General features: G+C 70.1%; 11 protein-coding genes and 2 pseudogenes. 6 read left to right on the top strand and 7 right to left on the bottom strand.

The genetic code is table 11. The features are described 5' to 3' along the window. Positions 1-9 precede the first annotated feature (9 nt). Positions 10-723, bottom strand: coding sequence for a hypothetical protein (locus tag OH735_RS10330; protein ID WP_406386950.1), 714 nt, complete (start codon positions 721-723; stop codon positions 10-12). Positions 724-961: 238 nt separating this feature from the next. After that, positions 962-1,462 (bottom strand): annotated as a pseudogene (locus tag OH735_RS10325) (Na+/H+ antiporter NhaC family protein); the annotation flags it as partial. 197 nt (positions 1,463-1,659) lie between these two features. Here OH735_RS10325 and OH735_RS10320 point away from each other — a divergent pair. Next, positions 1,660-2,193: a helix-turn-helix domain-containing protein gene (locus OH735_RS10320; RefSeq protein ID WP_406386501.1), complete on the top strand. Its 534-nt coding sequence runs from the start codon at positions 1,660-1,662 to the stop codon at positions 2,191-2,193. Positions 2,194-2,240: 47 nt separating this feature from the next. Beyond that, positions 2,241-2,864 (top strand): annotated as a pseudogene (locus OH735_RS10315) (LysR family transcriptional regulator). 36 nt (positions 2,865-2,900) lie between these two features. Here OH735_RS10315 and OH735_RS10310 read toward each other — a convergent pair. Then, on the bottom strand, positions 2,901-3,137 hold the full coding sequence (locus tag OH735_RS10310) for a hypothetical protein (RefSeq protein WP_406381082.1): 237 nt from the start codon (positions 3,135-3,137) through the stop codon (positions 2,901-2,903). A gap of 236 nt (positions 3,138-3,373) precedes the next feature. On the opposite strand from OH735_RS10310, the gene OH735_RS10305 reads away from it, so the two are divergent. Beyond that, positions 3,374-3,937 (top strand): hemerythrin domain-containing protein, encoded by a 564-nt coding sequence (locus OH735_RS10305; RefSeq protein ID WP_406381081.1) that lies wholly within the window; start codon positions 3,374-3,376, stop codon positions 3,935-3,937. Positions 3,938-4,103: 166 nt separating this feature from the next. Beyond that, positions 4,104-5,000 (top strand): metallophosphoesterase family protein, encoded by an 897-nt coding sequence (locus OH735_RS10300; protein ID WP_406381080.1) that lies wholly within the window; start codon positions 4,104-4,106, stop codon positions 4,998-5,000. On the opposite strand, the gene OH735_RS10295 is transcribed toward OH735_RS10300, so the two are convergent. Both OH735_RS10295 and OH735_RS10290 read right to left on the bottom strand, forming a co-directional pair. Continuing rightward, positions 4,978-5,283, bottom strand: coding sequence for a VOC family protein (locus OH735_RS10295; RefSeq protein WP_406386500.1), 306 nt, complete (start codon positions 5,281-5,283; stop codon positions 4,978-4,980). The two genes, OH735_RS10300 and OH735_RS10295, sit on opposite strands and share 23 nt — an antisense overlap. Positions 5,284-5,506: 223 nt before the next feature. Beyond that, positions 5,507-6,169: a ScbR family autoregulator-binding transcription factor gene (locus OH735_RS10290; RefSeq protein ID WP_406381079.1), complete on the bottom strand. Its 663-nt coding sequence runs from the start codon at positions 6,167-6,169 to the stop codon at positions 5,507-5,509. A gap of 133 nt (positions 6,170-6,302) precedes the next feature. Here OH735_RS10290 and OH735_RS10285 point away from each other — a divergent pair, with 133 nt between their 5' ends. Both OH735_RS10285 and OH735_RS10280 read left to right on the top strand, forming a co-directional pair. After that, positions 6,303-7,331: a ScbA/BarX family gamma-butyrolactone biosynthesis protein gene (locus tag OH735_RS10285; protein WP_406381078.1), complete on the top strand. Its 1,029-nt coding sequence runs from the start codon at positions 6,303-6,305 to the stop codon at positions 7,329-7,331. Continuing rightward, a complete protein-coding gene (locus OH735_RS10280) occupies positions 7,328-8,266 on the top strand; it encodes an NAD-dependent epimerase/dehydratase family protein (protein ID WP_406381077.1) in 939 nt (312 codons plus the stop codon). The genes OH735_RS10285 and OH735_RS10280 overlap by 4 nt, the downstream gene beginning before the upstream one ends. A gap of 29 nt (positions 8,267-8,295) precedes the next feature. Here the strand turns inward: OH735_RS10280 and OH735_RS10275 are convergent, their stop codons facing one another. Both OH735_RS10275 and OH735_RS10270 read right to left on the bottom strand, forming a co-directional pair. Continuing rightward, entirely contained in the window at positions 8,296-9,207 is a 912-nt protein-coding gene (locus tag OH735_RS10275; protein WP_406381076.1) for a PhzF family phenazine biosynthesis protein, read from the bottom strand. A gap of 250 nt (positions 9,208-9,457) precedes the next feature. Continuing rightward, on the bottom strand, positions 9,458-10,231 hold the full coding sequence (locus OH735_RS10270) for an SDR family oxidoreductase (RefSeq protein ID WP_406381075.1): 774 nt from the start codon (positions 10,229-10,231) through the stop codon (positions 9,458-9,460). Positions 10,232-10,710 lie beyond the last annotated feature (479 nt).

The raw sequence follows: 10,710 nt of genomic DNA, 5'->3' as shown, positions 1-10,710 counted from the left end.
GTGTGCTTCTCAGACCGCGGCCGGCACAGGCTCGGGTCGCTTCAGTTCGACGCCGTCCGGGCCCTCGAAACGGCGGCCCCAACCGGTCGCGGCCGCCACGACCATGACGACGGTGAGGACGAGCGGGTAGAGCATCGCGACGAAGATCTCCGTCGTGGCCAAGGCAGGAACGCCCTTGATCCCGGTCGTGAGCTGCGCGCCGATGAACAGATAGGCGCTGAGAACGGGGACGATGGCAGCGAGCCCCATCGCGAAGCAGTCCATGACGACCGCTCGGCGGTACGGGTGCAGGCCGACGCGGTCGCCGATCTCATCGGCGACCGGGCCGAACGTGAGCATCGCGGCCGAGTTCACGCCGCCGAACAGCAGCGTGGTGAACGAGATGCCGATGCCGATCGCGAACTCCGCGCCGCGCGGGGTGCGGGACAGGCGGCTGCTGGTAAGGGCGGTCACGAGCCAGTCGAGGATGCCCGCGTCGGTGAGTACGCCCATAATGCCGAACACGGTCACCACCAGAGCGATCACGCCGAGCATGTCGCCGATGCCGGCGATCAGGAATCCGGTCGGCGCCCCGTCGGTGACGCCGACGATGCCCCCAGGGGTCAGCAGACCCGAGGCGAGGCCGGTGACGATCCCGGCCGCGAGCCCGACTGTGACCGCCTTGAAGATGTCGCGGGTGAGCAGCGCCACGGTGAGCATAAGTGCGACGGGTATGAGCATCACGAGGGCGAGCGGCGGCCTGCTCCAGCAGCTCCTGCGAGTGCGCAGAGTCGCCCGAGCGGCCCGACGACCCCAGCACGAAGAACCCGACGGCCGCGAGGCCTGCCGCGGTGAAGGCGAAGCGAGCGCGGTTCCGCACGACTCCGGCGATATCGGCGGTGCCGGTCTTCTTGCGGAACCTCTGCGTTGACGACGAGATGACGGTCGTGTCGGAGATCGGGGCGACGTTGTCTCCGAAGATCGCGCCGGAGATGATCGCGGCGGCGAGGAACGCCGGCTCGGCGCCGAGGAGCACGCCGGCCGGGTAGAAGATCGGAAACGCCGTGAACATCGTCCCGATGGACGACGCCGTCGCCATCGAGATAATGCACACCGCGACGAACGTGAACAGTGTGAAGGTGCCGCCATCGACACCGAGCAGCTCGGTGAGCCACACGAACCCGCCCGAGACGTTGGTCTCCTTGATCAGGGCGGACATCAGCCCCACGCAGAACAGGATCATCACGATCGTGACTGCGGTGGACGATCCGATCCCCCTCGTCACGGCGGACCAGTACGCCGAATACGGCTTGGCGAACAGCGCGCCGACGAGCAGCGCAAGGACACCTCCGGCGGCGAGCGCGGTCATGTCGAACGTCTTGAACACGACGAAGAAGACGACGCAGAACGCGAGGAACACGACGACCGGCAAGAACGCCAGTGCCCTTCCTCCGCGGAAGGCCAGATGCTTGTCGGCGCTCATGGTGGTGAACCTCTCCACAACGTTGGGGGCAGCGCAGGTGTGCACTTATTTACGTGTGTACACAAAAGTACACGAAGCTTCGACTGTCAACCATTGACTCTTCAGCAATAATGTGCTGACGCCCGCAGGGGTCACGTGGCTCGCGTACGCGAGCGTGCACAATAGTGCGCACGGCTCGGGCTAGGCTGAACGTCGTGATGGGAGATCAGCTACGCACGCTACGGACGGAGGCAGGGCTCAGCCTGCGCGACCTCGCAGCGCAGACCGGCCTGTCGGCGACCCTGCTCAGCCAGGTGGAGCGAGGCATCCGCGAGCCGAGCCTCAAGACCCTCCGCGCCTTGAGTACGGTCTTCGGCCCATCGACCGCCTCGCTGTTCCATGAGCAAGCCCCGCTCACAGCTCACCACAGCCGCCCCGACGAGCGATCCCGCCTGCTCATGCCGAAAGGCCTCGTGCAGTACGAACGCCTGACCCCGAGCAACGGCCAGCTCGAAGTTCTACTCGGCACGCTCGAACCGGGCCAGGCATCCAGCGACGAGCAGTGGAGCCATGTCGCGGTCGAGTGCGCCTACGTCATCACCGGCACCGTCACGGTGCACGTTGCCGACCAGCGTTTCGAAGTGCAGGCGGGGGAGGCACTGACCTTCGACGCCACACGGCCTCACCGCTACACAAACAACGGAAGAGAGGCGGCGACCTACCTGGCGTCGGTGACACCACCCACGCCATAGCGAAACACCGCGAAGACCCCGGGGCCACGACGCCCGCCGGAAGGCACCTGCGTTGTCTGGTCGCGATCGTCGACGCGGGCAGCTTCACCGACGCCGCGATCGAGCTGGGCATCTCCCAAGCAGCCGTATCCCGCACCCTGCTCGCGCTGGAGCGGATCCTCGGCGTGCGGCTGCTGCATCGCACCAGCCGCACCGTCACCCCCACCGGTGGCCTCGCCGAGGGCCTCTGCGACCTCGCCGTAGTCCGCACCCCCATCAACACCCGCCGCTTCGCCCACGCCCTCGTCGGCCACGAACGCCGCTACCTCGCCCTCGCCTCCGACGACCCGTGGGCCGAGCGCCGCAGCGTCCGCCTGGAGGAGACCCGGGGGCGCACCCTGGTGGTGGACCGCCGCACCGGCACCACCACCCTGGACCTGTGGCCCGAAGACGCCCGTCCGGCCGTCTAATACACCCACGACATCGACGACTGGCTCGCCGCCATCGCAACCGGCCGCTGCATCGGTATCACGCCCCGGGCCACCGCCACCCAGTACCGCCGCGACGGCATCACCTACCGCCCCCTGCGCGACGCCGACCCCGTACCCGTCCACCTCATCTGGCGCCACCACGACCCGCACCCCGCCGCGCACACCGCGCTGCTCGCCGACCTCTACCGAGAAGACACGTGAGCCGCGGGTGGCGGGTCGCGGGTAACGGGACGGCTCTCAGCGCAGCCTCCAGTGAAATTTTCCGCCGCCCACCCACCGGATCACTTCCGGGTCGTCGAGATCATGGACCCTGATGCCCAGGACCGCGGCGACGATGAGCACGTCCGTCATCGATGTCGCCTCGGCGACGACCTCCCCGTCGATCTCCACAAGACGGAAGGGCGGATCACCGGGCTGCACTCTCAGCACAGTGATCCGAGGCGTTGAGACACGGGGGCTCGCACTTTCGGTCATGCCTGGATGTTCCACGCCGACGTCGGCAGTATGCCCGGCGGCAGGGCCGCACGGTCCTAGATCACTCGGGTGAGCGAAGACGGAGCCCCCGCGTGCCCGGGACGTGGCTGGGCCGGAGAGGTGAGTGCGGGGTCTGTCGTCGCGCGCTCAGCGCGGGATGTCCGGCCCCGGCCTGTTGGGTGGTGCCCGCACCCCGCGCCGCGGGACGACCAACCCGACCCGAGAAAGGGACTGTCATGGCACACGGCGGCAACGTGATCGCTGAGTTCACGGCCGATCATCGTGAGCTGGAGGAGCTCTTCGCCCGGATCGAGGAGCAGCCGATCGATCACCCGCAGCGGCGCGTGCTGGCGAACCGGCTGACGGCGGAGCTGGTGCGGCACTCGGTGGCCGAGGAGACGCACCTCTATCCGACGGTTCGCAAACACGTCCACGACGGGGACGGGCTGGCCGACAGGGAACTCGCCGAACACGTCAAGATCGAGCGGCTGCTCAGGGACCTCGAAGAGCTGCAGGTCGATGATCCGCAGTTCAACGACATCGTCGCGAAGCTGAGACTGGAGGTCGCCTCGCACGTACGCGAGGAGGAACAGGAGTTGTTCCCGAAGCTCGCGGCGTCCTGTTCCCCCGGCAAGCTGGACGAGCTGGGCCGGCTGGCCCGCCACGCCAAGCAGACGGCCCCCACCCGTCCGCGCCCCACCGCTCCGGACATCCCGCCCGCCCATGAGCTGCTCGTGCCCGGCGCAGGACTGGTGGACCGGGTACGTGACCTGGTGCACGGCCGAAGAACCAGCGGCTGACCGACGGGCCGAAGGAGCATCGAGTGCTGGTCGACCGGCGTGCGGCTCTCCCCGAGTGGATCCCGGAGAGCGTGCACGGCGGGCGGCCGTTCCGAGCGGAGTCCGATGTGCCGGGCCCGGTCATGGGGCAGGATCTTGTCCTGTCACTCCTCGGGAAGGGTTCTCCATGTCCGATCGCGCCGATGGAATCCGTGGGTCCCTGCTCGCGGTGAGCGACCTTCACGTCGGGATGGCGGACAACCGCCGCATCATCGAGTCGCTGCGGCCCGATTCGGAGGAGGACTGGCTCGTCGTCGCCGGTGATGTCGCGGAGCGGATCGAGGACGTGGAGTGGGCGCTGCGCCTGCTCGCGGGCCGTTTCTCCCGGGTCGTCTGGACCCCGGGGAACCACGAGCTGTGGACCACCAAGCACGACCCGGTCCAACTGCGGGGCCGGGAACGGTACGACCGTCTGGTCGAGCTGTGCCGGGGGCTCGGGGTGTCCACCCCGGAGGACCCGTACCCGCTGTGGCCCGGCCCCGAAGGGCCGGTGGCCGTCGCGCCCGTGTTCCTGCTGTACGACTACAGCTTCCGGGCCCCGGGCACGACGACCAAGGAGGAGTCCCTGGCGTACGCGCACACGACGGGGGTGGTGTGCACCGACGAGTTCCTGCTGCACCCCGACCCGTACCCGAGCCGTGACGCCTGGTGCCGGGCACGGGTGGCGGAGACGGAACGACGCCTCGCCGCACACGATCCGCAGATTCCGCTGGTCATCGCCAGTCACTGGCCCCTGGTCCGGGAACCGATGGCCGTCCTGACGTATCCCGAGTTCGCCCAGTGGTGCGGCACGGAGCTCACCGCCGACTGGCACCGGCGCTTCAATGTGGCGGCCGTGGTCTACGGCCATCTGCACATTCCCCGTACGACCTGGTACGACGAGGTGCGCTTCGAGGAGGTCTCCATCGGCTACCCCAGGGAATGGCGCAAGCGGGGCCACCCCAAGGGGCTGCTGCGGCGGATCCTGCCGTACGACGACGGCGTCACCGGGCCGGGGCCGGTCAGCGATGGCCCAGCACGTTGATCACCCGGCCGTTGGGGTCGCGGACGAAGAAGCGGCGTACGCCCCATTCCTCGTTGTGCAACGGGTACACGATCTCCGCGCCGCCCTCCTGCATGGCGATGTAGGCCGCGTCCACGTCCTCCACCTCCATGCTCATGTCCGGTGTGACCGGGGCGGTTGCGTCGGCCTCCATGATGCTGATCTGGGCCGAGGGATGGGAGGGAGAGGCGAGCGTCATGATCCAGCCGTGGTTCATGACCTCCTGGAGGCCCAGCAAGCCATAGAACTCCGCGTTCCGCTTCATCGCGGCGGCAACGGCGGCGTTGGCGTTGGCGTTGGCGTCCGATTCGACACCGGGGCCGGTGTTGGTCCGGATGTTGGGGACGATCCTGCGGACGGACATCGGCAACTCCTGTCTCGGGCTGGGTGTCCGCGATCGTAGCCGCAACTCTTCGTCACCCGATGTTCAGCCGATCGTCGCTGCCGTGTCATGCCTCGTGACTCTTCGTCGGGGGAGGCCCCACCCGTCAGCCGGGTGCGCCGGCCTGGCTGGGGACCGATTCGAGCGTGCCGAACAGGCGCTGGCCGCGGTCCTCGGCCATGTCGAGAGTGGCCAGCACGGACGGGGTCGAGATGCTCGGCAGTACGTAGTGCAGAAGCACCGAGATCCGTCGGCCCAAGTCCTCCCGCTTGCACAGGGCTTGGGACATCACCTGAATACCGGAGAAGGATCCTGCCAGCATTTCGGCCGTCTCGCGGGGGTCGACGTGCGGCAGCAGTTCGCCCTGGTTCTTCGCGGCGACCAGCAGGTGTTCGAGCCGGTCTATCCAGGCGCGGAACGGGGTGCCCCGGTCGAGCCCCTCCACGGCCTGGTCCATGGCCAGCCCGACGCTGGCGCGCACCAGCGGTTCATGGCGGAGCCGGTGGGCGAGCAACATGCCCTGATCGACGAGCTCCTGAAGCTTCGTCAGCTGAGGAGGGAGCGGATCGCTGTCCAGCTGTACGTCCATCACCCCGAGTGCCAGGTCTTCCTTGGAGGTGAAATGGAAGTAGAGCGCACCCTTTGTCACGCCGGCCCGCGCGAGGATTTCGCTGATGGTGGCACTGCTGTAGCCACGTTCATCGAAAACGGCGGCGGCCGCCACCAGGATCGACCGTCGAGTCTGGATCGCGCGCGCCTGCTGTGCCATCAGCTACGAGTCTCTCTCGGTCGTGACGTGGTCAGCGCCACTGGGATATGGCTGGATAGGAAAACCGGACTGTCAGTATCTTACTGCGGGGGCGGCCTGCCCTCCCGGTATGGATCCTCTGGGAGGAACTTTCATGGTTCAGCTCACCTCGCACAGTGCTTCGGCCGCCGTCGAAGGCGTCGGCGCCGCCGATTTCACCGAATATTCCGGAGCCGGCAGTACGACGCCGGAGGGAAGACAGCCGGATGCGGACCTGGGGCAGCTGGTCCACCGGACCGATCCCGAGGACATCTTCCCCACCGGCTGGACCCGGCAGACCGAGACCCAGTTCTCGGTAGCGGCCCGTTGGCCGAAGGCGCACCGTTTCTTCGCGCCCGTGTCCGGCCTTCACCAGGACCCGCTGCTGATCGCGGAGACCATGCGTCAGACGACGATGCTCCTGGGCCACGCGGCGTTCGGCGTCCCGATGGGGGATCAGTTCGTGATGTGGGAGTTGGCATACGTCTCCGAGCCCGATCAGCTGCTCCTGGGCGAGGAGCCCTGGGACATCACGGTGGATGTGTCCTGCTCCCGGATCCGGCGGGGCGCCCGGAGCATCAACTCCATGCATGTCGAGCTGCTCCTGCACCGCTTCGGCACCGTCCTCGCCAGCGGCGGCGGCCGGATCAGCTGCACCTCGGCCAAGGCGTACCGCAGGGTGCGGGACGGGCGGCAGGACCTGATCGGCGCCCCGATACCCCTCCTGCCCGCCGTCGCACCGGCCGCGGTGGGCAGGATCGATGAACGTGATGTCGTACTGGCGCCGGGCCCGCGGCGCGACGTCTGGCGGCTGCGGCTCGACACCCGGCATCCGACGTTGTTCGCCCGGCCCAACGACCATGTGCCGGGCATTGCGCTGCTGGAGGCGGCCCGGCAGGCGGCCGTCGCCGTCACCCCCGGCCATGGCTTCCTCCCCACCTCGGTGAAGACCGACTTCCTCCAGTACGTGGAACTCGACCGCCCCTGCTGGATCGAGGCCCGGTCCGTCCCCACCGGCGACCCCGCGACGAGAGGGGTGCACGTCTCGGCGACACAGGACGACCGGCCGGTCTTCGCCTGCACCCTCGAATCCCCGAGTACGCGGCAGGACACGGCGAACGAGCGGCAGGCCGGACGGTCATGACAGCGCGCGTACTCATCACCGGCACGACCGGCTTCATCGGCAGCCACGTGGTGGCCGCGGCCCGGACCGTCCCCGGCCTCCGGCTGCGCCTGATGACCCACCGGACCGCCCTCCCCGCATCCGCCGCGCCACCCGGTGCCGAGACGGTGTACGGGGACCTCGCCGACCCGGCGACGCTGCGCGGCAGCTGCGAGGGCGTCGACGCGGTGATCCACTGCGCCTCCTGGATCGGCGGCGACGAACCGACCGCGCGGTCCGTGAATGCTGAAGGAACTCGGGCCCTGGTCGAAGAGGCGGACCGCTGCGGGGTCACCCGCATCGTGTACCTGTCCACGGCATCCGTCTACGGCCGGGGCCCGTTCACCGGGCTGCGGCCCGGACAGGCCGAGCCCGCCCCGGCCTCGGCCACCAGCCTGACCCGCGCCGCCGCCGAGCAGCACGTCCTCGCGGCCGGTGGCGCCGTGGTGCGCCCGCACCTCGTGTACGGGGCCGGAGACCGCTGGGCCGTGCCCGGGCTGGTCGGTCTGCTCCGGCAGCTCTCGGCCGTGCCGGCCGGGTGCCGGGCGCGGCACTCGATGATCGACGTAGAGGCGCTGGGGCGGGCGCTGCTGAGCGCGGCACTGTCCCCGAAGGAACCGGCCGGGGTCTATCACGTCAACCACCCCGAACCGGTGCGCTCTTCGCAGCTGCTGTCCACCGTCGTCGACGAGCTGCGGCTGCCCTGGGGGGACACCGGCATCGACATGGGCGCGGCCCGCGAGCGGCTCGCGGGTGTGCCGTACGCGCTGCACCACCTCGGCATGCTCGCCGTGGACCACTGGTTCACCGACGAACGGGCCGACCAGGACTTCGACTGGGAGCCGGGCGACGACTTCACGACCGCCTTCGCCCGGCACGCCCCGTGGTACCGCAGGCACCTCGGCCTGAGTCCCTGACGGCGTCGGCGGCCCCCGGCGCCGTCGGGTCAGTTCTCGATCCGGGTACCCGTACCGCTCACCCGGACCCGGGCATCGCCCGCCCGGAGCCCGACCGTGAGTGTGCCGGGGCGGCCCAGGTCCTCGCCCTGGTGGAGGGTGAGGACGGCGGTGTCCGGGACGAGGCCCAGCGCGCGCAGATAGGCGCCGAAGGCGGCCGCCGCCGCGCCGGTGGCGGGGTCCTCCACCACGCCGCCGACCGGGAACGGGTCGCGGACGTGGAAGACGGCCGGCGATGCCCGCCACACCAGTTGCAGGGTGGTCAGGTCCAGCCGGTGCATCAGGGCTTCGAGGCGCGCGAAGTCGTAGGCGAGGTCGGCGAGCCGCTCCCGCGTCGCGGCGGCCAGCACGAGGTGGCGGGCGCCCGCGTACGCGATCCGGGGCGGCAGGGCCGGGTCGAGATCGCCGGCCGGCCAGTCCAGGGCGGCCAGCGCCTCCGCCAGGTCGTCCGGGGCGACGTCCGTCACGTCCGGCTCGACGCTGGTGAGCGTGGCGCGGAGCTCGCCGCCCTCCCGGGTGACGGTGACCGGGACCGTACCCGCGGGGGTGCTGAACAGCAGATCGCCGGGGCCGTCGCGCTCGGCGAGCGCGAGGGCCGTCGCCACGGTGGCATGGCCGCAGAACGGGACTTCGGCCTTCGGGCTGAAGTAGCGGATCGTGTACCCGCGGACGGCCGACGGCCCTTCGCCGCCCGGCCGCCCATCACCCGGCCGCTCCTCGACCGGCTCGGTCCGTCCGGTCAGGAACGCCGATTCGCTGTACCCCAGCTCCGCCGCGACGGCGAGCATCGCCGCGTCGTCGAGACCGGACGCGTCCAGGACGACACCGGCCGGATTGCCGCCCCCCGGGTCGGCGGAGAAGGCGGTGTAACGCAGGATCCCGGTACCTGAATGCTGGCTCATGCCGCACGTCAACCGTGCCGCGGGCCGGGACATTCCCCGGCCCGCGACTTCCCGGCGGGGCCGCATCACCGGCCCCGACGGTGCCCCGGCTCAGTGGCGCATGCTGTGATCCTCGCGTGGGGTACTGGCGAAGAGCTGTGAGCACAAGGGCGGCACGCGCCGACCCCGCACGGAGGTGCGCACTTCGGCCGGGCCGTGGTCGACCGGGCGGCAACCGCCCACGCCGGGCGGCCGGTTCGGGACGTACCCGTCAGCCGCGCCCCACGTACGGCATCGCCGTCGCCAGGACCGTTGCGAACTGCATGTTCGCCTCCAGCGGCAGCTCCGCCATGTGGAGCACCGTCCGGGCCACGTCCGCGGCCGCCATCACCGGCTCCACCGCCAGCCGGCCGTCGGCCTGAAGGATGCCCGTCCGCATCTGCTCGGTCATGTCCGTGGCCGCGTTGCCGATGTCGATCTGCCCGCAGGCGATCCGGTACGGACGGCCGTCCAGCGACAGCGACTTCGTCAGGCCCGTCATGGCGTGCTTGGTCGTGGTGTAGGCGACGGAGTGCGGGCGCGGCGCGTGCGCGGAGATCGAACCGTTGTTGATGATCCGGCCGCCCTGCGGGTCCTGTTCCTTCATCAGCCGGTACGCGGCCTGCGCGCACAGGAACGCGCCCGTCACGTTCACGTCCACCACCGCGCGCCAGTCCTCCACCGAGAGGTCCTCGACGGGGACGGAACGCGGGCCGAACGTACCCGCGTTGTTGAAGAGCAGGTCCAGGCGGCCGAAGCACTCCCGTACCGAGGAGAAGAGCGCGTCCACGTCCTCGGGACGTGAGACGTCGGCCGGGACCGTGATCACCCGGGCGCTCTCCCCGGCCAGCGCGGCGGTCTCGGCGAGGGGTTCCGGGCGTCGGCCCGCGAGCGCCACCGACCAGCCCGCGCCGGTCAGAGCGAGCGCCACCGCTCGGCCGATTCCGGAGCCCGCGCCCGTCACGACCGCCGTCTTCGCGTCGGAATTCAACACCTTGTTGCTCATGGGGCCGCAGCGTACGCCCTCCCACCACGCGGGTCGCGTGGGGCCGCACCGGGTCAAGGCGGCGTACGCTGCGGCGGGTTCACGGCGCGGAGGGGCGGTCCTGGTGATCACGGTCTCCGTCGCGCATGCGCGCTTTGCCGTGCGCATCCATTCCCGCCGTACTCCTCATCCGCGCGACGTCCGAGCGACGCGAACACGACAGCCGCTCGATGTACCGGCCCGCTGCACCGTCCGCGTACACCACCAGCCAGGGGAGGGACAGATGACGCACTCATCGCACCGGCAGGAGCTGCGCGACGCCGCCAGGAGCCCGGGGTCTGTCCGGCCCTGATCCGCCGGACAGACCCTCGGACGCCGCCGCTTCCTGACCGTCACCGGCGCCGCCGCCGCGCTCGCCTTCTCGGTCGACCTGCCGGCCGCGGGCACCGCGAGCGCCGCCGAGCTGGACGCCCGGATCGTTCGTCACCGAGGTGGGGAAC

It is taken from the genome of Streptomyces sp. NBC_01618 (genome assembly GCF_045209435.1).
In the GTDB taxonomy this organism is placed as follows: Bacteria; Actinomycetota; Actinomycetes; order Streptomycetales; family Streptomycetaceae; genus Streptomyces.
Note: the sequence above shows the minus strand (reverse complement) of the source record. Positions and strands in the feature narration are given on the sequence as shown.